Raw genomic sequence first — 22256 nt, 5'->3', positions numbered from 1 at the left:
GGGGGGTCCTTACTTCACGGCACCCACGGCGATACCGCGGGTGAGGGTTCGCTGGAAGACGAGGAAGAACACGAGCGCGGGGAGCACACCGAGCAGGGCGGCCGCGTTGGTCATCGTGGCGTCCATCAGGCGCTGGCCCTGGAGGACGCCGAGCGCCACGGAGACCGTCTGGTTGTCGTTGGAGATCAGCATGACCAGCGGGAGCAGGAACTCGTTCCAGGTCCAGATGAAGAAGAAGACCAGCAGGACGCCGAGGGTGGGTCGGCTGACGGGGACGACGATCCGCCACAGCACCTGCCACTTGTTCGCGCCGTCGATCCGGGCCGCCTCGAGGATCTCGCGGGGGAACTGGCCGAGCACCGCGGACAACAGGTACGTGCCGAAGGCGGCCTGGATCACCGTGAACACGATGATCACGCTCAACCTCGTGTCGTACAGGCCGACTTCCTTGCTCAGGTAGTACACGGGGTAGACCAGGGCCTCCTGCGGCAGCATGTTCGCGAGGACGAAGAAGGCGAGGACCCAGGTCCGGCCCTTGATACGGCCGATGCCGATCGCGTAGGCGTTGAGGACCGACAGGATCACGGCGAGCACCGCCACCGAGCCGCTGATCAGTACCGAGTTGGCCAGCTTCCGGCCGAAGTCGACGCGTTCCCAGAAGTCCGTCAGGCCCTGCGTGTAGAGACCGTCCGGGAGACTGAGAGGGCCGTTCTGGGCGTATTCCGCCGGGGACTTGAAGGCGTTCACCGTGACGATCAGGAACGGCACGATCATGAACAGGGCCGCGAGGCACAGGGCGATCAGCACCGGGTAGCGGCGCAGGGCGGTGGTCATGCGTCCGTCCTCTCCTGGAGCCTGAGACCGATCAGGGAGAGCGCCAGGATGATCACCGTGAGCACGGTGGAGATCGCGGCGCCGTAGCCGACCTGCGTCTTCTCGAAGAACGTGGTGAAGGAGAAGTAGGAGGGCACGTTCGTGGCGCCGCCGGGCCCGCCCTTGGTCAGGACGTACACCGCGCCGAACACCTTGAGCGCGGCGATCGAGCACCAGGTCAGCACGACGTAGATCTCGGGGCGGATCTGCGGCAGCGTGATGTGCCAGAAGCGGCGCCACCAGCCGGCGCCGTCCAGCTCTGCCGCCTCGTACAGCTGGGGGTCGACGCGTTGCAGGCCGGCCATGAAGACGACCAGCGGGAAGCCCAGTTGGACCCAGACCATGACGCCCATGACGCTGTAGAGGGCGAGGTCGGGGTCGCCGAGCCAGTCCTGCTGCCAGGAGCCGAGGCCGATCGCCTTGAGGAGCGCGTTGAGGGAGCCGTTGTCCGGGGCGAGGATCCAGCTCCAGACGATGCCGGCGACCGCGATCGGCAGCACCTGGGGGAGGTAGAAGCAGGCGCGCAGGACGGCGGCGATCCGGGGGCCGAAGTGCTTGCCGACATGGTCGAACAGGGCGGCGGCGAGGACCAGTCCGAGCGCCGTGGGGATCGCCGCCATCGCCACGACCATGAAGAGGCTGTGCCGGAAAGACGCCCAGAACTCGGAATCGTCCATCAGATCGCGGTAGTTGGCGAGCCCGGACCACTCCGGGGACCCCACGCCCTGCCAGTCCGTGAAGCTCACGTACGTGTTCATCGCGAACGGCAGGACGATGATCGCGAGGAAGGCGAGGGTGCCGGGGAGGAGGAAGAGGGCGTAGGAGTCGCGGGCACCGCGCGGGGGTTTTCCGAGGGTGCCCTTGCTCTTGCCCACCGCCCGCGCGTCCCGTTCGACGGTCGCCGTCATTGCTTCGGCGCGCCCTTGTCGTAGGCCTCCTGGAGATCGCTGAGGTAGCCGTCCGGCTTGTCGCTGCCGGTGATCAGCTTCTGGGTCCCGGAAACGAGGACGTCGTAGAAGCCGGGGACCGGCCAGTCGGGGTAGAAGGCCAGGCCGTCGTTCCTGGAGAGGGTGTTGAAGTCGTCGATCAGCGTCTTCGACTGCGGGTCGGTGATGGCGGAGGCGTCGGCCGCGACCGGGACGCCGCCGGAGTTGCCGAGCAGGTTCTGGATCTTCTTCGACATGGTGATGTCGATGAAGTCGTAGGCGAGGTCCTTGTTCTTCGAACCCTGCGGTACGACCCAGAGGTTGCCGCCCGAGCCGAGCGTGAGCTTCGAGTCGGGCCACAGGAAGGTGCCCCAGTCGAACTTGTTCTCCGCCTTGAAGCGGCCGTACCACCAGCTGCCGGAGAACAGGATCGGCGCCTTGCCGGAGGTGAAGGAGACACCGGTGGCCTCGTCGTTCTGACCGCTGGAACTCTTGCTGAAGTAGCCCTTCTCGACCCAGTCGGCGAAGGTCTCGGCGCCGTAGGTCCAGGCCGCGTCGTGGAAGTCGGTCTTGCCCTGGTAGAGCTGGTAGGCGTTCACCCAGGAGCGGTCGGCCTTGGACAGGGCCAGTTGGTAGAGGTACTGCTGGGCCGGGTAGGCGGCGCCGCCGTTGGCGAGCGGGGTGACCCCCGCTGCGACGAACTTGTCCATGGCGGCGGTGAGTTCGGCGAAGGTCTTCGGCTGGGCGACGCCGTACTTCTTGAAGAGGTCCTTGTTGTAGTAGACCAGCGTGTACTCGGCGTAGTTCGGCACGCCGTACCACTTGCCGGAGCCCATCACGCCGTTGGCGTCGTAGAGGCTGGTGGTGCGGACGCTGGGGCTGAGCTTCTTGTCCCAGCCGCGCTTGCCGGCCTCCGCCGTGAGGTCGGTCAGCAGGCCCTGCTTGGAGAGCAGGCCGGCCGTCGCGTTGCCCTTGTTGTACTCCATGATGTCGGGCGCGTCCGAGGAGTTGAGGACCATCGGGGCGGTCTTCTGGATCTGGTCGAAGCTCTTCTCCTCGAACTTCACCTTCACACCGGGGTGCGTGGCCTCGAACTCCTTGATCGCCTCCTTCCACGCGATGCCCATCGCACTGCTCGGGCCCTCGTAGTGCCAGAGCCTGAGCGTCTTTCCGTCGGAGGACCCGCTGTCCGAGCCTCCGCAGGAGGTCAGCAGCAGTGATCCGGTCAGGATCACCGCTGTCGCCGTCGCACGCCGTCGTGCCGTCAACATCCCGTACCTCCGGGGGAGTCGGATGGTGCTTCGGGCCGGGCGCCGCGCAGGGGTCGTCGAGGGCGACTCGCATTCGACTCGATTCGACGACGCCTGTCGAAGCGCTTCGACGAAGGAACGTATGTGGAGGGCTCGAAGGTCGTCAATGGGTTGTACAGGATCAGGTGAAGCGATTCGACGATTCGGCGGGGCCGTGATGGTGGCGGTGGTGGGGGCGGGGCCGGTGGCGGTGGGCGGCGAGGGCGATCATCAGGGCCACCGCGGCCGCCGTGACCGGGATGCCGTAGCCCGCCACCGGCGACACGTGCTCCACCGTCCAGCCGCCGGCCGCGCTGCCGCAGGCGATCCCGCCGAGCAGTCCGGTCACCGCGAGGGTCATGCCCTCGTTGAGGCGGCCGGGCGGGGTGTGCCGCTGGACCAGGGTCATCCCGGTGACCATCGTCGGGGCGGTCGCCATCCCCGCGAGCAGGAGCGCGGGGGCCAGGACGAGCAGGGAGCCGGTGAGGGCGGCGGCCAGCAGGGGGAGCGTCAGCAGGGCGGTCATGGCGGTGATGCACCACACGTAGCGGTCCTCCACGGAGCCGCTCCTGCGCGTCGCCCCGTAGACCAGCCCCGCCGCACACGACCCGGCCGCCTGCAACGCGAGCACGAGCCCGGCGGCGGAGCGGTGGCCCTGCGCGTCGGCGAACCCGATGGTGACGACTTCCAGGGAGCCGAAGACGGCGCCCATGGCGAGACAGATGGTGAGGAGGGGGCGGAGGGCGGGGGTTCGGAGCGGGGTTCGGGGGCTTGCCGGTTGACTGCGGGCGGCCGGTCGGCTGCGGGTGCCCGGTTGAGTGCGGGTGCCCGGTTGAGTGCGGGTGCGGGCCGGTGGGGGCTGGTCGCGCAGTTCCCCGCGCCCCTGGGGTGGCTCAGTTGCCCGGCGCCGGAACGGCCTCTCCCCTTCGGCGCTGCTCACGGGTGGTTCCGTCGTGCGCTGGGCCGTGAAGAGGAGTACGCCCGTCACCAGCAGCGTCACCCCGACCAGCGTGCCCGCCTCCGGGAAGAACGTGCCGCACAGGAAGGCCGCGAGCACAGGGCCCAGCATGAAGCACGCCTCGTCCACGGCCTGCTCGAAGGAGTTCGCGACATGCAGCGCCTTCTCGTCGCCGTCGAGGAGGTACGCCCAGCGGGCCCTGGACATGCCGCCCAGGTTGGGGGTCGTGGCGGTGGCGGCGTACGACACGAAGAGCGTCCAGGCCGGCGCCCCGAGGCGCACGCACAGCAGCAGCGCGAGCGAACCCAGCGCGGCGAGCAGCGTGGCCGGTACGGCGATCTTGGCCTGTCCGTATCGGTCGACGAGCCGTGCGGTCCACGGGGCGACGACCGCGGTGGCGCCGAGACCGGCCGCGGTGACGGCGCCGGCGAGGGCGTACGACCCACGCGTCCCGGCGATCATGACGACCGCGCTGACGCTGAACATGCCCATGGGGAGGCGGGCCAGGAGATTCCCGATGGTGAAGGCGCGGGCGCCGGGGGTGGCGAGAAGGCGGCGGTAGGGGCCGGGGGAGCGGGGTGGGCGTGGGGAGCGCCGGCCCCGTGGATCCCGGGGACCTCGTGGACTTCGCGGGGCACGGCGGTCCCGGGAGCCTCGTGGACCTCGCGGGGCACGGCGGTCCCGGGAGCCTCGGGGGTTGAAGTCGACGATCACGAGGGCGTCGGCGGTCATGGTCGGCATCGGTCGGTTCGGTCGCGGCATGGCATCCACCGTCGCGCCGAGGTGATCAAGAGGTCCAACACCTTCTCCGCACCGATTCACGCACCTGTGTTGTAAGTTCACCGGATGCCCGCCCCCCGCCCGCTCCCCGACCCCCACCGCGCCGACCCCCACCGCGCCGGCCCCCACCACCTCGACCCCCGCCTCCTGCGCGCCTTCCTCACCGTCGCCGACGAGCTTCACTTCACGCGTGCCGCGGCCCGGCTCTACGTCGCCCAGCAGGCGCTCAGTCGTGACGTACGGCGGTTGGAGCGCGAGCTCGGCGCGGAACTGTTCGTGCGCACCACCCGGCAGGTCACCCTGACCGGGGACGGCGAGCGACTGGTGCCGTACGCCCGCCGCGCCCTGGACGCCCAGGACGCCCTGCTCGCCGCCTTCGCGCAGGCCCGCCCCCTGCTGGTGGACCTGAACTTCCCCGACCACGCCGCCCCCCGGGCCGTGCTGCTCAGAGCCCGCGAACTCGCCCCCGACCTGGAGCTGATGGCCCGCTACGAGAGCGGCCTGACGGGCGCGGCGGGGGAGCTGCTGGCCGGCCGCCTGGACGCCTCCTTCGGCCGGTTCGCCGGCCTGGACCCGGCGCTGCGGGCGGGCCTCGACCACCAGCCCGTGCGCTACGAGCCCATGGCCCTCGTCCTGCCCGAGGACCACCGGCTGGCCTCTCTGGAGCGGGTCCCGCTCGCCGCGCTGGAGGGCGAGACCGTGTACGCCGGGGCCGGAAATCCACGTACTCCGGAATGGACCGATCTCGCTCGTCAACTGTTCGAAGGGCGGGGCATCGACATCGCGCCCCCGGCGCCGCTCGCGATCGGCGAGGAGGAGTTCCAGCGGATCATGGCGAAGGCCCGGAACCCGGTTCTGGCCATCGTGGATTTTCCGGCCATGCCCGCCACGGTGCTGCGTCCGCTGGTCGACCCGGTGCCGCTGTCGCCACTGTCGTTGGTGTGGCGCAAGGGACTCGTGCACCCGGCTCTCGACGTCCTCCGCCGGGCCGCAACCGAATTGTCCGTCGAACAGGGGTGGCTTCGACGGCCTCTCGATGGATGGATTCCAGCCACCGATGTGCACGATATGCACCCCCGCGATTGACACGCGGCAAACACACAACCCCCGCGTGCGCTACATTCGTGGCCTGAGCACGTTGTGATAAGGGGGGCGCTCGGACCGGGTGGGGGCCTGGTTCGGCCGACTTGTGCTCAAGGCGTATGCGCACCCGGAACGGTCCCGTGGGGGGATGTGCGTGCGCGTGAAAAAGTGGCGGGAAGACGCCCAACCGGAATGGCCCGAGGCTGCATCAGGGACCCAGGACATACCGCTGACGAAGGGGTCCACCCAGGCGTTCCCGGCGAGCGGGGAAGTCCGCTCGACCGAGGAGACCGGAACCGGGAGAAGCGGCGTGCGCGAGGTGGGTGCCAAGTCGGGGTTCGCGGCGGACGCCAAGCCGGGCGTCGACACCGGCGCCGGCGCCAAGTCGGGCTTCGACGCCTTCGCCAAGCCGGACTTCCCGGGGGCGCCGCGAGCGGCGGACCGAATCGGGACCCTGCCGGAGCCGCCCGGCCCCAAGCCCGTCGTACGCCCGGAGCCGTCCGGTTCGATGCCGTCGCCCGTACGTCCGGAGCCGGCCGACGCCATCCCGACCGCGCGTCCGCAGGCGCCCGGGTCCCGGCCCGGTGAGCGCCCCGAGCCGTCCTCCGGGCGCAAGCCCGTCGTGCGGGACCCGTGGGACGAGTCCGACAGCGGTGCCGGGCACACCCATGATCCGCACGAGGTGACCGTCCAGCTCGACGCGATCAGCCTGAATGGCGAGGGCCGCATCGAGGGCGGCGGTCCCGGCGGCGACAGTGGCTCCGAGGGCTCCGACGGGCCGGTCTTCGTCGACGAGTCGGGCCGCCGCAGCCGCCGCTTCCGCCGCATCGGCATGGCCGTGGGCCTGGCCTGCGCGGTCTACGCCGTCGTCATCGTCGTCACCCTGCTGTCCGGCAACTCCAACGCGCCCTGGCTGCCCGTGACCGGCCCGCAGGACGACGCCCCGGCCGGGAAGGTCGACACCAGCCCGCTGCCGGCCGAGTCGGCGGATCCGTCCGTACCCGTCGGAGTGCTCCCCGGGACCACCCCGACGGTGAGCGGCGGAGCGACACCGGCGCCCGGTGTCAGCGGCACCGCGCCCGGCGCCACCGTGAGCCCCGGGCCGGGGGCGTCCGCCGATCCGTCGGCACCGGCCACGAAGCCGGGCGGCAACCCGTCGGTCAGCACCGACCCCTCGCCCCAGCCGACCCCGTCGGTCACGCCGCCGCCCAGCCCCACGGTCACCCCGCCCGTCACCACCAGCCCCGACCCCTCGGTCGCCCCGACCCAGACCACGGGCGGCGACAGCGCCGGACCCGGCACCGTCGCCGACGGTCCGGCCGCCCCCTCGCCCATCGCGTCGGAGACCTCGGCGCCCGGCACCTCCGCTCCCGCCGGGCCCTCCGACGCCCCGCTCTCCTCCCCGTCCCCGGAGAACATCCTCTGATGGCATCCCGCACCCGCCGTCCGGGGGCCGCGCCTGGAGCCCCCGACGGCTCCAGGCGTCGCCGCCTGCCCATGCGCCTGCTGCTCCCCGTGCTCGTGCTCGTCGCCCTGATGGCGATGCTGATGCTGCGCGGGTACGTCCACAGCGAGATCCTCGCCGACCACCGCATCCAGCCCGAGGCCTCCTCGGACAAGGTGCCGGAGAAGATCCTCGACGGCGGGCCGGTGATCGACACCCGCAGCGGCAAGGCCACCAGCCTGAAGATGCCGGACCGCCGGATCGTCCTCACCTTCGACGACGGCCCCGACCCGACCTGGACCCCCAAGGTCCTGGACGTCCTCAAGAAGCACCACGCGCACGCGGTCTTCTTCGTCACCGGCACCATGAGCTCCCGCTACCCGGACCTCGTCAAGCGCATGGTCGACGAGGGGCACGAGGTCGGACTGCACACCTTCAACCACCCCGACCTGTCCTTCCAGTCGAAGAAGCGCATCGACTGGGAGCTCTCCCAGAACCAGCTCGCCCTCGCCGGCGCGGCAGGGATCCGTACCTCGCTCTTCCGCCCGCCGTACTCCTCCTTCGCCGACGCCATGGACAACAAGTCCTGGCCGGTCACCGAGTACATCGGCACCCGCGGCTACATCACCGTCGTCAACAACACCGACAGTGAGGACTGGCAGAAGCCCGGCGTCCGGAAGATCATCAGCAACGCCACGCCGAAGAACGGCAAGGGCGCGATCGTCCTGATGCACGACTCCGGCGGCGACCGCCACCAGACCGTCCAGGCGCTGGACCGGTTCCTGCCGGACATGGCGGACAAGGGCTACGAGTTCGACAACCTCACCGAGGCCCTCGACGCGCCCAGCGCGCACACCGTGGTCGCCGGGCCCGAGCTGTGGAAGGGCAAGGCGTGGATCTTCCTGGTCCAGGCCTCCGAGCACATCACGGACGTCCTCGTCGTCGGACTCGCGATCATCGGCTCCCTGGTCATCGGCCGGTTCGTACTGATGCTGCTGCTCTCGGGCGTGCACGCGCGACGGGTGCGCCGCAAGGACTTCCGCTGGGGCGAGCCGGTCACCGAGCCGGTCTCGGTGCTCGTCCCGGCGTACAACGAGGCCAAGTGCATCGAGAACACCGTCCGTTCCCTGATGGCGAGCGAGCATCCCATCGAGGTGCTCGTCATCGACGACGGCTCCAGCGACGGCACCGCGCGGATCGTCGAGGCGATGGGCCTGCCCAACGTCCGGGTGGTCCGCCAGCTCAACGCGGGCAAGCCCGCCGCCCTCAACCGCGGTCTGGCGAACGCCCGTTACGACATCATCGTGATGATGGACGGCGACACCGTCTTCGAACCGTCCACGGTCCGCGAACTGGTGCAGCCCTTCGGCGACCAGCGCGTGGGAGCCGTCGCCGGCAACGCCAAGGTCGGCAACCGGGACTCGCTCATCGGCGCCTGGCAGCACATCGAGTACGTGATGGGCTTCAACCTGGACCGCCGCATGTACGACATCCTGCGCTGCATGCCCACGATCCCGGGCGCGGTGGGAGCCTTCCGCCGCTCCGCCCTGGAACGCGTCGGCGGCATGAGCGACGACACGCTCGCCGAGGACACCGACATCACGATGGCCATGCACCGGGACGGCTGGCGCGTGGTCTACGCCGAGAAGGCGCGCGCCTGGACGGAGGCACCGGAGTCGGTCCAGCAGCTCTGGTCGCAGCGCTACCGGTGGTCGTACGGCACCATGCAGGCGATCTGGAAGCACCGGAAGGCCCTGGTCGAACGGGGTCCGTCGGGCCGCTTCGGCCGCGTGGGTCTCCCCCTGGTCTCGCTGTTCATGGTGGTGGCGCCCTTGCTGGCCCCCCTGATCGACGTGTTCCTCCTCTACGGCGTCGTGTTCGGCCCGACCCAGAAGACGATCGTGGCCTGGCTGGGTGTCCTGGCGATCCAACTGGTCTGCGCCGCCTACGCGTTCCGCCTCGACCGGGAACGCATGACCCACCTGATCTCGCTGCCGTTGCAGCAGATCCTGTACCGCCAGCTCATGTACGTCGTCCTGCTCCAGTCCTGGATCACGGCCCTCACCGGCGGCCGGCTGCGCTGGCAGAAGCTGCGCCGCACGGGGGTCGTGGAGGCGCCGGGCGGACCGGTGCCGAGGCAGCGGGCGCGCAGTGAGAGCGATGAGCGGAGGCCGGTGGGATGACGCAGGAGTACACAGGGGAGCGAGCGGCGGTCGCCGCCCCCAAGGCGCCCGGCCGGGACCGGTATCTCGACCTCCTCCGCTCCCTCGCCCTGGTCCGGGTGGTCCTGTACCACCTGTTCGGCTGGGCGTGGCTGACCGTGCTGTTCCCGTCGATGGGTGTGATGTTCGCGCTGGCGGGCTCGCTGATGGCGCGGTCGCTGAACCGTCCGGCGCTGAGCGTGATCAGGGGCAGGCTCCGCCGACTGCTGCCTCCCCTGTGGGCGTTCAGCGCGGTGGTGCTGCCGCTGACGTTCCTGGGCGGCTGGAAGCTCTCGGAGGACCCGGACCACAGCGGCACCTGGGGCCTGCTGGAGCTGGTCAACTACGTCATCCCGATCGGGGCGCCGCCGTACCCCTGGGAGGTCGGCTTCCCGAAGGACCTGCTGGAGAGCACGTGGGCGGACCAGGCGGTGGGCCCGCTCTGGTACCTCCGCGCGTACCTGTGGTTCGTGGTGGCGTCGCCGCTGCTGCTGTGGGCGTTCCGCAGGGTGCCGTGGGCGACGCTGCTCGCTCCGCTGGCGCTGGCGGCGGTGGTGGGCACGGGCTGGGTGACCATCCCCGGCGAACTCGGCAACGCGATCACCGACTTCGCGGTCTACGGCAGCTGCTGGGTGCTCGGTTTCGCGCACCAGGAGGGGGTGCTGGCGAAGGTCCCGCGCTATCTCGCCGTGTCCGGCTCGGTGCTGGTGATGGCGTTCGGCCTGTGGTGGGCGTCCGGCCACCAGGGCCCCGACGGCTGGGACCTGAACGACATCCCGCTGGCCCAGGCGGCCTGGTCCTTCGGTTTCGTGGTGATCCTGCTCCAGTACTCGCCGTCGTGGCAGGAACTCCCCGGCCGCCTGGCCCGCTGGGACAAGCTGGTCACCCTCTCCAACAACCGGGCCGTCACGATCTACCTCTGGCACAACCTGCTCATCATGGCCACGGTCCCGATCATCGACCTGGCCTACGACCTGCCCTTCATGCAGAGCGACCGCGCGGTGGCGGCGCTGGACGCGACGGACATGGTGTGGATGTTCTTCCTGGTCTGGCCGCTGATCGGGCTGGCGATCCTGACGTTCGGCTGGATCGAGGACCTGGCGGCGAAGCGACGGCCTCGGTTGTGGCCGAACGGGGCGAAGAAGGGCCGCGCGAAGCCGGCGGTGCCGGCGACGCCGACTCACGGGGCCTGACGTCCGGCACGGGGCTGGCAGGATATGCCGGGCGCTGTTGTCCCTGCCTCCGTCGGAAGCCAGTACCGGCTTCGACCACGTGGTCGCCCGCTTCCATGCAGCGGAGTCGGGCGCCGAATGCCGATACGGCTTCTGCGACCTGGGGAAGGAGACGGGAGTCGTCGAGGAACTGCTGCTGCGGGCGGGTGCGGGTGAGTTCGCGGGCCTCGGCACCTCCAGCGGGCCCGTCCTCGGCGACGACGGCGTCGGTGCCGTGGGCGAGGCCTGAACGCAGCAGTGTGCCCGGCCAGGGCGGCGACAGCGTACGTTCACTCATGGCGATGCGCACCCTCCTTGACCGCGGGCTCCCTCAAGACGTGATCGATGTCCACGCGGCCTGTCAGTACTACTCCGTGATCGAGCTGGAGCAGCTGGGCGAGTTCGACCCGGTCGAGCTGCGGGAGCGTCTGGAGAGTGTCGTCTGGGTCAGTGACGACGAGTTCGCCGCCTACGGGCTCAGCCCCGACGACATCGCTGAGCTGCGCCGATGGGCCCTCGACTGGGAGTCCGACCTCGGGCTGCGGATTCTTGAGGAGTACGACGGCTCACATGAGGGCGAACACTGATGTGGAGGGTTTCGTAACACGACGTGGTCACGACCTCTCATCCCGTCCCTTCCCGGGGTGAGAGCAACGTTCCTTTCCGGTCACCCCGCGAAACATGGGCATGAAACGCGCCCTCCCTACCTTCGGGACCAGTCACTCGTGCAGGACCTGAGCCCCGTCGCACCGTGGAGGCGTCATGACAGCCCCTAGTACAGCCCCCGCACCCCCGAGCAGGGGCGGTCGCTGGATTCAGCAGTGGGATCCGGAGGACGAGACCTTCTGGAAGGAGACCGGCGAGAAGGTCGCCAAGCGGAACCTGCTCTTTTCTGTGCTCTCCGAGCACATCGGGTTCTCGATCTGGACCATGTGGTCCGTGCTCGTGCTGTTCATGGGCCCGGAGTACGGGCTCACCCCCGCCGACAAGTTCCTGCTCACGTCGATGGTCACGCTCGTCGGAGCCGTCGTCCGCGTCCCCTACACCTTCGCCGTCGCGATCTTCGGCGGGCGGAACTGGACGATCATCTCGGCCAGTCTGCTCCTCGTCCCCACCGTCGCCGCGTTCGCCGTGATGAAGCCGGGGACCTCCTTCGACACCTTCCTGTGGATCGGCCTGCTGGCCGGCATCGGCGGCGGCAACTTCGCCTCCTCCATGACCAACATCAACGCGTTCTTCCCTCTCCGCAAGAAGGGGTGGGCCCTCGGGCTCAACGCCGGCGGCGGCAACATCGGCGTCCCGGTCATCCAGCTGATCGCCCTCGCGATCATCGGCGCAAGCGGCGGACCCCGGGTGCTGCTCGGGATCTACATCCCGCTGATCCTCGTCGCCGCCGTCCTCTCCGCGCTCTTCATGGACAACATCGAGAACGTGAAGAACGACACCGGTGCCGCCAAGGAGGCGGCCAAGGACGGCCACACCTGGATCATGTCCTTCCTCTACATCGGCACGTTCGGCTCGTTCATCGGCTACAGCTTCGCCTTCGGGCAGGTGCTGCAGAACCAGTTCGGCCGGACCCCGCTGGAGGCCGCGTACGTCACCTTCATCGGCCCGCTGCTCGGCTCGCTGATCCGTCCGGTGGGCGGCGCGCTGGCCGACAAGTACGGCGGCGCGAAGATCACGCTGTACAACTACGTCGGCATGGGCGCGGCGACCGCGGTCCTGATCGCCGCCAGCATGCAGAAGTCGCTCGGACTGTTCACCGTCGCCTTCGTGGTCCTCTTCGTCCTCAGCGGGCTCGGCAACGGCTCGACCTTCAAGATGATCCCCGGCATCTTCCACACGAAGGCCCTCGCCAAGGGGCTGGAGGGCGAAGCGGCCGCGGCCTACGGGCGTCGCCTCTCCGGTGCGTCCATGGGGCTCATCGGCGCGGTGGGCGCGCTCGGCGGTGTCGGCATCAACCTCGCCTTCCGCCAGTCCTTCCTCTCCTACGGCTCCGGGACCGGCGCGTTCGTCGCCTTCCTCGCCTTCTACGCGGCCTGCTTCGGAGTGACCTGGGCCGTATACCTTCGCCGCACCGCCCCCCAGGGGCAGACCATCATCGCTGCGGAGACGAAGCCGCAGCTCAGCTACGCCGAGGTGTGACGTAACACCGCCGACATGTACCCGAACCGAGCCTGTCACGAGCCGTTGACAGGCTCGGTCGGCGTGTAGGAACGACCGAGTACGCCCATACGACTCGAGTGCGGGACGAGAGCGATGTACGACGAACAGCAGCCAGCAGAGCAACACGGTCCCCTCGCGGGGTTCACCGTGGGCGTCACGGCCGCGCGCCGCGCGGACGAACTCGGTGCGCTGCTCCAGCGCCGCGGGGCCGCCGTACTGCACGCACCCGCCCTGCGGATCGTGCCCCTCGCCGACGACAGCGAACTGCTGGCGGCGACGAAGGACCTCATCGACCAGGCACCGGACGTGGTGGTGGCCACCACCGCCATCGGGTTCCGGGGGTGGGTCGAGGCCGCCGACGGGTGGGGGCTCGGGGAGGCGCTCCTCGACCGGTTGCGGGGCGTGGAGCTGCTCGCGCGCGGGCCCAAGGTCAAGGGGTCGATCCGGGCCGCCGGGCTGACCGAGGACTGGTCGCCGTCGTCCGAGTCCATGGCCGAGGTGCTCGACCGGCTTCTCGAGGAGGGCGTCGAGGGCCGCCGGGTCGCCATCCAGCTGCACGGGGAGCCGCTGCCCGGGTTCGTGGAGGCGCTCAGGGCCGGGGGAGCGGAGGTCGTGGGCGTGCCGGTGTACCGGTGGATGCCGCCGGAGGACATCGGGCCGTTGGACCGGCTGCTGGACGCCGCCGTCTCGCGGGGGCTGGACGCGGTGTCCTTCACGAGCGCGCCCGCGGCCGCGTCCCTGTTGTCCCGCGCCGAGGCCCGCGGTCTGCTGCCCGAACTGCTCGCGGCGCTCAACCACGACGTGCTGCCGGCGTGTGTCGGACCGGTGACCGCGCTGCCCTTGCAGGCGCGGGGGGTGGACACGGTCTCGCCCGAGCGTTTCCGGCTCGGGCCGCTGGTGCAGCTGCTGTGCCAGGAGCTGCCGGGGCGGGCCCGTTCGCTGCCGATCGCGGGTCACCGGGTGGAGATCCGGGGGCACGCGGTGCTCGTCGACGGGGGGCTGCGACCGGTGCCGCCGGCGGGGATGTCGTTGCTGCGGGCGCTGTCCCGGCGGCCGGGCTGGGTGGTCTCCCGCGCCGACCTCCTGCGGGCTCTTCCGGGCGCGGGCCGCGACGAGCACGCCGTGGAGACGGCGATGGCCCGTCTCCGTACGGCCCTGGGGGCACCGAAGCTGATCCAGACGGTGGTCAAGCGCGGGTACCGGCTGGCGCTGGACCCGGCGGCCGACGCGAAGTACGCGGACGCGTGAGCGACTGACTCCGTCGCCCTGGCCCGTCCCGTCCAGGTGGCCTAGGCCTCGCCGCCAGGGGCTCCGCCCCCGGACCCCCGCTCCTCAAGCGCCGGAGGGGCTGATTCTCATCAGCGCCCTGGTCAGGCACCCCAGCGCCCCCGCCGCCCAGGGGGCTCCGCCCCCGGACCCCCGCTCCTCAAGCGCCGGAGGGCCTGATTTTCGTCAGTGCCCTGGTCAGGCACCCCAACGCCACCGTCAGCACCCCCGCCCGCACCGCGTTCCACGTCACCCACGGGTCCTCGAAGTTCTCGCGGAGGGTGGCGTAGGAGCCGTCTCCGGTGAGGTCGTCGTTGAGGGGGATGTTGAAGGCCACGGTGATCAGGAAGGCCAGGGCGGAGGCCGTGCAGGCCGCCCACACCCACCTTCGTCCCGGCCCGCCCCGCGCCTGCCACGCCGCCACCGCCGTGAGGGCCGGCGCGCCCAGGAAGCTCAGGAAGAACACCGGGTTCTGGATGACCTCGTTGATGTCCCGCATCACCTGGACGTACACGCGGTCGTCGCTGCGCGACAGGGCCGGCATCACGGCGCACGCGAAGACGTAGAAGGCCCCGGCGATCAGTCCCGTGGTGATCGTGGCCGCGCCCAGGACGAGCCGGCTGCTCCTGCTGGTGGTCTGTGTCATGACTCCCAGTGAAGGCAGCGCACGAGTCACCGGACATCGCCGAGACGCGCGGCCCCATGCGTGAACGTCCAGCGCACCGCCCCCGGTACGAGGGGTTCCGGCGGCGAGGGCGGGAAGGCACTGTTAGAGGGAGCCCCGGAACAACCCCACACAGCCTCGAAGAACCTCACCGACCCCATCCGACCGGGGCACCCCTAGGCGGTGACAGGCACATGGCACTGGGTACGGCCACGGTCGCGTACGAGCTGCGGTTCGACGCGGGACGGATCTGTCTCGACCTCCTCGCGACCACCCACCCCGAGGAACGCCTCGACTCCACGGAGGTGCTCGGCGCCTGGATCGTCGGCTCCGGACTGGTGCCGGAGGGGACGGACCTGACGCACGCGGACCCCTCCTGGCTCGTCGCCTTCCGTGAACTGCGGGGACGGATCGCGCAGTTGGTCCGGGCCACCTACCGGGACACCCCCGGACACGGCTACGACCTCGCGCTCGCCCACGTCAACGGCGCCGCCCGGGCCGCACCTCCGGCCCCGTGCGCGGTCAGCGGCGCGGACGGCACGCTGGTGCGGGAGTTGGCCGGTCCGCCGGGCTGCGCGGCCCTGCTCGGGGCCATCGCCAGGGACGCCGTGGAACTGCTCACCGACCCCGTCGCACGGGCCGCGATCAGAGAGTGCGAAGGGGACAACTGCCCCATCGTCTACCTCGATACATCACGGGGACGCAGGAGGCGCTGGTGCTCCAGTGAGGTCTGCGGGAACCGGGAAAGGGTGGCCCGGCATCGTCGGCGCGCGGCCCTCGCGCGCACATGACTGGTCGTTATGTCCCTTCTGTGGAGAGGGAGTCGACGTGATTTCCATTACATGCTGTTTACGCGCTCAACCTCACGGGCCGTAGTCGCGATCTTGCCTCTGTGGGGGAAATGTAAAGATCGCGCGGCGGGAATGTGCACGCATGTCCCGTCTCGTCACGTCACTCAGAAGAAAACTGTCGTCGCACGTTGAACACCCAACTCCGCGCGTCCGTACCTCTCGTCGAGCGACCGACTGGGGGAACCCGGGACATCGGAGGTGGGCGTGCGCAAGGATTCCGTCGTGGCCAATGAACGTGGATCGAGGGCCCGACATCGCATGTCCCAGCCCTCGGAACCTGATGAGGAGCTGATGCGTGCCCTGTACAGAGAGCACGCCGGGCCTCTCCTTGCGTATGTCCTCCGGTTGGTTGCGGGAGACCGCCAGAGAGCCGAGGACGTGGTGCAGGAGACGCTCATCCGTGCCTGGAAGAACGCCGGACAGCTCAATCGAGCGACCGGATCGGTACGCCCCTGGCTGGTGACGGTCGCCCGGCGCATCGTCATCGACGGACACCGCAGCCGGCAGGCCCGGCCGCAGGAGGTCGATCCGTCACCGCTGGAGGTCATCCCCGCGGAGGACGAGATCGACAAGGCGCTGTGGTTGATGACGCTGTCGGACGCGCTCGACGACCTGACCCCGGCTCACCGGGAGGTGCTCGTCGAGACGTATTTCAAGGGGCGTACCGTCAACGAGGCGGCCGAGACGCTGGGCATTCCCAGTGGCACCGTCCGCTCACGGGTGTTCTACGCCCTGCGGTCGATGAAGCTCGCACTGGAGGAGCGGGGGGTGACGGCGTGATGAGTGTGTACGGGGGTAACCAGGGATTCGGCACAGGTGGTTCGGGTATGTCTGGTTCCATGATGGGATCTCCGGTGCCGAACGAGCATGAGACCGTCGGCGCCTACGCCCTCGGGATCCTCGACGACGCCGAGGCAACCGCTTTCGAGGCCCATCTCGCGACCTGCGAATGGTGCGCCCAGCAGCTCGACGAGCTGGCCGGCATGGAGCCGATGCTCGCCGCCCTCGCGGACCTGCCGGGCGCCGGCACCCCCGCGATCGGTGAGTCGCTCTCCGCCAAGCCCAGCCCACGGATCGTGAACAAGCTGGTGGACGAGGTCGCGGAGCGCCGTGCGGCCAAGCGCCGCCGCAGCATGTACATGGTCGCGGCCGCGGCCGCGCTGATCATCGGCGGCCCGTTCGTCGCGATCGCGGCCAACGGCGGCGACTCGGACGGCGGCGGGGCCAAGCAGGGCCAGGTCCTGGCGGCCACCCCCCAGGAACTCTTCGAGTCCATGAGCGACAAGGTGTCGGCCACGGACTCCAAGACCGGCGTCAGCGCGACCGTCGCCATGGCACCGAAGAACTGGGGCACCTCCCTCGGTCTGGAGCTCAAGGGCGTCAAGGGACCGCTCAAGTGCTCCCTGATCGCGGTGGGCACCAACGGCGAGCGCTGGACGGCCTCCACCTGGTCCGTCGGCAAGTGGGGCTACGGCCTCCCGGACGGCAAGACCCCGGAATCCAAGAAGCCGCTCTACATCGGCGGTGCCGTCGCTCCGGCCCAGAACGAGATCGACCACTTCGAGGTCGTCGACTCCGACGGCAACAAGCTCGTCCAGGTCGACGCGTAACTTCCCGCCGGGGCCCCCTTCGCGTACGGTTGACGGCTGCCCAGCACGTCAGAAGGGGGCCCGGTGGCCGCTCAGGCTCAACAATCTGCGGTCGGCTCGGTTCAGGACTCGGTTCGGGACCGTGAGATCAGCGTCGAACAGGAACATCTGGACCGGGTCTACCGGCGCCTCGAGGAGAAGATCCACGAGGCGGAGTTCCTGATGAACGACGCGGCCAAGCGCGGCCAGGTCGGCACGCCCGGCGCGCTCGCCGAGCGCGACGCCCAGGTCTTCCGGGCCGGCGTCCACCTGAACCGGCTCAACAACGAGTTCGAGGACTTCCTCTTCGGCCGTATCGACCTGCTCCTCGGCAAGGACGGCAAGAAGGGGCCCGACGGCGCCTACACCGCCGTCGAACCCGCCGAGGGCGCGGTCCGCGAGGACAGCACCGCGGACATCGCGGAGACCCTGCACATCGGCCGGATCGGGGTCCTGGACTCCGAGTACGCCCCCCTGGTCATCGACTGGCGGGCGCCCGCCGCGGCCCCCTTCTACAGGTCCACTCCGGTGGATCCCGGGCGTGTCGTGCGACGCCGGGTCATCCGCTCCAAGGGCCGCAAGGTCCTCGGTGTCGAGGACGACCTCATGCGCCCCGAGCTCACGGCCTTCCTCGACGGCCACGAGCTGCCCGTCATCGGCGACGGCGCCCTCATGGCCGCGCTCGGCCAGGCCCGCAGCCACACCATGCGGGACATCGTCGCCTCCATCCAGGCCGAGCAGGACCTGGTCATCCGCGCCCCCGCCGCCTCCGTGACCTACGTCGAGGGCGGACCCGGCACCGGCAAGACCGCCGTCGCCCTGCACCGCGCCGCCTACCTGCTCTACCAGGACCGGCGCCGCTACTCCGGCGGCATCCTCATCGTCTCGCCCACCCCCCTGCTGGTCGCCTACACCGAGGGCGTCCTGCCCTCCCTCGGCGAGGAGGGCCAGGTCGCCATCCGGGCGATCGGCTCCCTGGTCGACGGCGTCGAGGCCACGCTGTACGACTCCCCGGCCGTGGCCCGCGCCAAGGGCTCGTACCGGATGCTGAAGGTGCTGCGGAAGGCTGCACGAGGAGCGCTGGAACTGGGCACCGGCGGATCCGGCACCACCCACGGCCGGACCGACTCCGGGCAGCTCTCCTTCGGGGACGCCGATCAGGACGAGGCCGGTCTCGGGGGCGGGGACGGGGCCGGGGCCGCCGTATCCCCGAAGGGACCCCCCACCCGGCTGCGTGTGGTCGCCTTCGGGCGGAGGCTGGAGCTCGAGGGGGACGAGCTGGAGCGGATCCGGCGCAACGCCCTCAGCGGCACCGCGCCCGTCAACCTGCTGCGGCCGCGGGCCCGCAAGCTGCTGCTGGACGCGCTGTGGGCGCGGTCCGGGGCGGGCAGCCGGCACACCGATCCGGAGCTCGCCGCCGAGCTGCGGTCGTCGTTCGACGAGGACATCCTCTCGGAGGACTCCTTCGTCGAGTTCCTCGACGCCTGGTGGCCCGAGCTCACCCCGAAGGCCGTCCTCGCCGCGATGGCCGACGAGCGGCGCCTCGGCCGCTGGGCCCGTCGCATCCTCAACCCGGGCGAGGTCCGCAGGGTCGCCCGTTCGCTCCGGCGCGACGGCCTCTCCGTGCACGACATCGCCATGCTCGACGAGCTCCAGGCGGTGCTCGGCGTCCCGGCGCGCCCTCGCAGGAAGCGTGAACTCGACCCGCTCGACCAGCTCACCGGCCTGGAGGAGCTGATGCCGGTGCGCGAGGAGTCGCAGCGCGAGCGGGCCGAGCGGCTCGCCCAGGAGCGGGTCGAGTACGCCCATGTCATCGTCGACGAGGCCCAGGACCTCACGCCCATGCAGTGGCGCATGGTCGGCCGCCGCGGCCGGCACGCCACCTGGACGGTCGTCGGCGACCCCGCCCAGTCCTCCTGGTCCGACCCCGAGGAGGCCGCCGAGGCCCGCGACGAAGCCCTCGGCACCCGCCCCCGCCGCCGCTTCCAGCTGACCGTCAACTACCGCAACCCCTCCGAGATCGCGGACCTCGCGGCGAAGGTGCTGGCGCTCGCCATGCCCGGCTCCGAGTCGCCGAGGGCCGTCCGGTCCACCGGTGTCCAGCCCCGCTTCACCGTCGTACGCAAGTCGCTGGGCGAGACCGTCCGGGAGGAGGCCGCCCGTCTCCTCGGCCTCGTGGACGGGACCGTGGGCGTCGTCGTCGCCATGAACCGGCGCGAGGAGGCCGCCCGCTGGCTCACCGGGCTCGGGGACCGAGTCGTCGCGCTCGGCAGTCTGGAGGCCAAGGGCCTGGAGTACGACGCCACGGTCGTCGTCTCCCCGGCCGAGATCGCCGACGAGTCACCGGCCGGACTGCGGGTGCTCTACGTCGCGCTCACCCGGGCGACCCAGCAGCTGACGGTCGTCTCCGCGGAGCGGGACCAGCCGGACGGCGACGGGGTGCCCGATCTGCTGAGAGATTGAACTCGCGGTACGGGAATGGTCTTTCGGTATCCGTTTGTTAGCCTGGATGCGACACCGGCCCGATCCAAGCCCCCGGGCCCAACCTTCGTCCCTCAGAGGGACCACTTGCCGCGAGGCGAGCATGGCGGGTCGGTGTCACTGACTTGAGGAGAGGCCCACGTCCGTGTGACGTGGGCCTCTTTCTCGTGGTCGGCTCGGTGAACAAAACGTTCGCAATCCGGGGCGGCTAACGCCTACCCGGCAGTAGGTGCGACCATCGGACGGCATCCAGCGCACAGGTGAAAGCAGAGGAAGTCGGCCATGGCAACGGCGCCCAGCGTCTCCTACTCGATGACGGTCCGGCTGGAGGTGCCCGCGAGCGGAACCGCCGTATCGCAGCTCACCACCGCCGTGGAGTCCTCCGGAGGCTCGGTGACCGGCCTCGACGTCACCGCGTCCGGTCACGAGAAGCTCCGGATCGACGTCACGATCGCGGCCAGCTCCACCAAGCACGCCGACGAGATCGTCGAGGAGCTGCGTCGGATCGAGGGCGTCACCCTCGGCAAGGTCTCCGACCGTACGTTCCTCATGCACCTCGGCGGCAAGATCGAGATGGCGTCCAAGCACCCCATCCGCAACCGCGACGACCTCTCCATGATCTACACCCCGGGCGTGGCCCGCGTGTGCATGGCGATCGCCGAGAACCCCGAGGACGCCCGGCGCCTCACCATCAAGCGCAACTCCGTTGCGGTCGTGACGGACGGCTCGGCCGTGCTGGGCCTCGGCAACATCGGCCCCAAGGCCGCCCTGCCGGTCATGGAGGGCAAGGCGGCCCTCTTCAAGCGCTTCGCCGGCATCGACGCCTGGCCGCTGTGCCTGGACACCCAGGACACCGACCAGATCGTCGAGATCGTCAAGGCGATCGCCCCCGGCTTCGCGGGCATCAACCTGGAGGACATCTCCGCGCCCCGCTGCTTCGAGATCGAGGCCCGGCTCCGTGAGGCCCTCGACATCCCCGTCTTCCACGACGACCAGCACGGCACCGCGATCGTCGTCCTCGCCGCCCTGACGAACGCACTTCGCGTCACGAGCAAGGCAATTGAGAACATCCGGGTCGTGATGTCCGGCGCCGGCGCGGCCGGTACGGCCATCCTCAAGCTGCTGATCGCGGCCGGCGTGAAGAACGCCGTCGTCGCCGACATCCACGGTGTCGTGCACGCGGGCCGCGAGGACCTGGTGGGCGCCGCGGCCGACTCGCCGCTGCGCTGGATCGCCGACAACACCAACCCCGAGGGGCTGACGGGGACGCTGAAGGAGGCCGTGCGCGGCGCCGACGTCTTCATCGGCGTCTCGGCCCCGAACGTCCTGGACGGCGACGACGTGGCCGCCATGGCCGAGGGCGGGATCGTGTTCGCGCTCGCGAATCCCGACCCCGAGGTTGATCCGGCGATCGCCCGGCAGACGGCCGCCGTCGTGGCCACCGGCCGCTCCGACTTCCCGAACCAGATCAACAACGTGCTGGTCTTCCCGGGTGTCTTCCGCGGTCTGCTGGACGCCCAGTCCCGCACGGTCAACACCGAGATGATGCTCGCGGCCGCGAAGGCGCTCGCGGACGTCGTCACCGAGGACGAGCTGAACCCGAACTACATCATCCCGAGCGTGTTCAACGACAAGGTCGCGGGCGCGGTCGCGGGTGCGGTGCGGGACGCGGCGAGGGCCGCCGGGGCGACGGTCTAGAGCCGCCGTCCGGTTCCGGGGCCGCGCGTCTACAGTGGACGTCGTATGTTTGTTCGGCTGTGAGGATCGCCACGGCGGTTCTCCGGCCCGGCGCGTCGCGGAACCGGGCGCTTCACGCCACCCTCTAGGGTGGCGCCACGCCCAAGCCTCTGTTCGTGTGACCCCCTAGGGTGTTCTCACGAGTCCTACGGGTGCCGGATTGGCTTTCCCGCAGCAGGTAGGGGCAGGATGCGTCCCTGGGCGCGAGCGCATCGGCTTCGCTGTGCCTCGTGTGCGGCACCGCCGCGAGGCACACCCCAACGGCAAGAAGAACACGGGAGTAACAACATGAACCGCAGTGAGCTGGTGGCCGCGCTGGCCGACCGCGCCGAGGTGACCCGCAAGGACGCCGACGCCGTTCTGGCCGCGTTCGCCGAGACCGTCGGCGAGATCGTCGCCAAGGGTGACGAGAAGGTCACCATCCCCGGCTTCCTGACCTTCGAGCGCACCCACCGTGCGGCTCGCACCGCGCGCAACCCGCAGACCGGCGACCCGATCCAGATCCCGGCCGGCTACAGCGTCAAGGTTTCGGCGGGCTCCAAGCTCAAGGAAGCCGCCAAGGGTAAGTAAGGCGCCATCTCGTCGTGCCGGTTCAGCGTCGTTTGCGGCTGCCGGTGCGTCGTGGCTGGTCGCGCAGTTCCCCGCGCCCCTTCAGGGCGCTGCACTAACGCCGATGGGGCGGTCACCCGGACTTGGGT

The 22256-nt window shown here is 70.2% G+C and carries 19 protein-coding genes; 14 read left to right on the top strand and 5 right to left on the bottom strand.

The window, feature by feature from the left end:
- Positions 1-9: 9 nt before the first annotated feature.
- The 4 genes from ACFULQ_RS39540 to ACFULQ_RS39525 all read right to left on the bottom strand — a co-directional run bounded on the left by ACFULQ_RS39540 (position 10) and on the right by ACFULQ_RS39525 (position 4808).
- Positions 10-834 (bottom strand): carbohydrate ABC transporter permease, encoded by an 825-nt coding sequence (locus ACFULQ_RS39540; protein WP_383553876.1) that lies wholly within the window; start codon positions 832-834, stop codon positions 10-12.
- Positions 831-1781, bottom strand: a complete 951-nt coding sequence (locus ACFULQ_RS39535) for a carbohydrate ABC transporter permease (RefSeq protein ID WP_383553873.1) — start codon at positions 1779-1781, stop codon at positions 831-833. Before ACFULQ_RS39535 ends, ACFULQ_RS39540 begins: the two co-directional genes overlap by 4 nt.
- Positions 1778-3070: an ABC transporter substrate-binding protein gene (locus tag ACFULQ_RS39530; protein ID WP_383553871.1), complete on the bottom strand. Its 1293-nt coding sequence runs from the start codon at positions 3068-3070 to the stop codon at positions 1778-1780. Before ACFULQ_RS39530 ends, ACFULQ_RS39535 begins: the two co-directional genes overlap by 4 nt.
- 160 nt (positions 3071-3230) lie before the next feature.
- A complete protein-coding gene (locus tag ACFULQ_RS39525; RefSeq protein WP_383553868.1) occupies positions 3231-4808 on the bottom strand; it encodes an MFS transporter in 1578 nt (525 codons plus the stop codon).
- Between the two features lie 84 nt (positions 4809-4892).
- Here ACFULQ_RS39525 and ACFULQ_RS39520 point away from each other — a divergent pair, with 84 nt between their 5' ends.
- The 8 genes from ACFULQ_RS39520 to ACFULQ_RS39485 all read left to right on the top strand — a co-directional run bounded on the left by ACFULQ_RS39520 (position 4893) and on the right by ACFULQ_RS39485 (position 14179).
- Positions 4893-5912 (top strand): LysR family transcriptional regulator, encoded by a 1020-nt coding sequence (locus ACFULQ_RS39520; protein WP_383553865.1) that lies wholly within the window; start codon positions 4893-4895, stop codon positions 5910-5912.
- Positions 5913-6219: 307 nt separating this feature from the next.
- Positions 6220-7335 (top strand): hypothetical protein, encoded by a 1116-nt coding sequence (locus tag ACFULQ_RS39515; protein WP_383553864.1) that lies wholly within the window; start codon positions 6220-6222, stop codon positions 7333-7335.
- On the top strand, positions 7335-9536 hold the full coding sequence (locus tag ACFULQ_RS39510) for a glycosyltransferase (RefSeq protein WP_383553862.1): 2202 nt from the start codon (positions 7335-7337) through the stop codon (positions 9534-9536). The genes ACFULQ_RS39515 and ACFULQ_RS39510 overlap by 1 nt, the downstream gene beginning before the upstream one ends.
- Entirely contained in the window at positions 9533-10747 is a 1215-nt protein-coding gene (locus ACFULQ_RS39505) for an acyltransferase (RefSeq protein WP_383553859.1), read from the top strand. The genes ACFULQ_RS39510 and ACFULQ_RS39505 overlap by 4 nt, the downstream gene beginning before the upstream one ends.
- A 37-nt stretch (positions 10748-10784) precedes the next feature.
- Positions 10785-11015, top strand: a complete 231-nt coding sequence (locus ACFULQ_RS39500; protein ID WP_383553856.1) for a hypothetical protein — start codon at positions 10785-10787, stop codon at positions 11013-11015.
- Positions 11016-11067: 52 nt separating this feature from the next.
- Positions 11068-11352, top strand: a complete 285-nt coding sequence (locus tag ACFULQ_RS39495) for a hypothetical protein (protein ID WP_383553854.1) — start codon at positions 11068-11070, stop codon at positions 11350-11352.
- 175 nt (positions 11353-11527) lie between these two features.
- Entirely contained in the window at positions 11528-12910 is a 1383-nt protein-coding gene (locus tag ACFULQ_RS39490; RefSeq protein ID WP_383553852.1) for a nitrate/nitrite transporter, read from the top strand.
- 114 nt (positions 12911-13024) lie between these two features.
- On the top strand, positions 13025-14179 hold the full coding sequence (locus tag ACFULQ_RS39485) for a uroporphyrinogen-III synthase (protein ID WP_383553849.1): 1155 nt from the start codon (positions 13025-13027) through the stop codon (positions 14177-14179).
- A gap of 178 nt (positions 14180-14357) precedes the next feature.
- Here ACFULQ_RS39485 and ACFULQ_RS39480 read toward each other — a convergent pair whose 3' ends face one another.
- On the bottom strand, positions 14358-14843 hold the full coding sequence (locus tag ACFULQ_RS39480) for a DUF1772 domain-containing protein (protein ID WP_383553846.1): 486 nt from the start codon (positions 14841-14843) through the stop codon (positions 14358-14360).
- 212 nt (positions 14844-15055) lie between these two features.
- Here ACFULQ_RS39480 and ACFULQ_RS39475 point away from each other — a divergent pair, with 212 nt between their 5' ends.
- The 6 genes from ACFULQ_RS39475 (at position 15056) to ACFULQ_RS39450 (ending at position 22128) form a co-directional block, all read left to right on the top strand.
- Positions 15056-15652, top strand: coding sequence for a CGNR zinc finger domain-containing protein (locus ACFULQ_RS39475; protein WP_383553843.1), 597 nt, complete (start codon positions 15056-15058; stop codon positions 15650-15652).
- Between the two features lie 318 nt (positions 15653-15970).
- Entirely contained in the window at positions 15971-16492 is a 522-nt protein-coding gene (locus ACFULQ_RS39470) for a sigma-70 family RNA polymerase sigma factor (protein ID WP_010039908.1), read from the top strand.
- Positions 16492-17322, top strand: coding sequence for an anti-sigma factor family protein (locus ACFULQ_RS39465; RefSeq protein WP_383553841.1), 831 nt, complete (start codon positions 16492-16494; stop codon positions 17320-17322). Before ACFULQ_RS39470 ends, ACFULQ_RS39465 begins: the two co-directional genes overlap by 1 nt.
- 63 nt (positions 17323-17385) lie before the next feature.
- Positions 17386-19803 (top strand): HelD family protein, encoded by a 2418-nt coding sequence (locus ACFULQ_RS39460; RefSeq protein WP_383553838.1) that lies wholly within the window; start codon positions 17386-17388, stop codon positions 19801-19803.
- A gap of 300 nt (positions 19804-20103) precedes the next feature.
- A complete protein-coding gene (locus ACFULQ_RS39455; RefSeq protein WP_383553836.1) occupies positions 20104-21519 on the top strand; it encodes an NAD-dependent malic enzyme in 1416 nt (471 codons plus the stop codon).
- A 327-nt stretch (positions 21520-21846) separates the two neighbouring features.
- Positions 21847-22128, top strand: a complete 282-nt coding sequence (locus ACFULQ_RS39450; RefSeq protein ID WP_007382399.1) for an HU family DNA-binding protein — start codon at positions 21847-21849, stop codon at positions 22126-22128.
- The last annotated feature ends 128 nt before the right edge of the window (positions 22129-22256 follow it).

Source organism: Streptomyces sp. NPDC057253 (genome assembly GCF_042669125.1).
Classification (GTDB): Bacteria; Actinomycetota; Actinomycetes; order Streptomycetales; family Streptomycetaceae; genus Streptomyces.
Note: the sequence above shows the minus strand (reverse complement) of the source record. Positions and strands in the feature narration are given on the sequence as shown.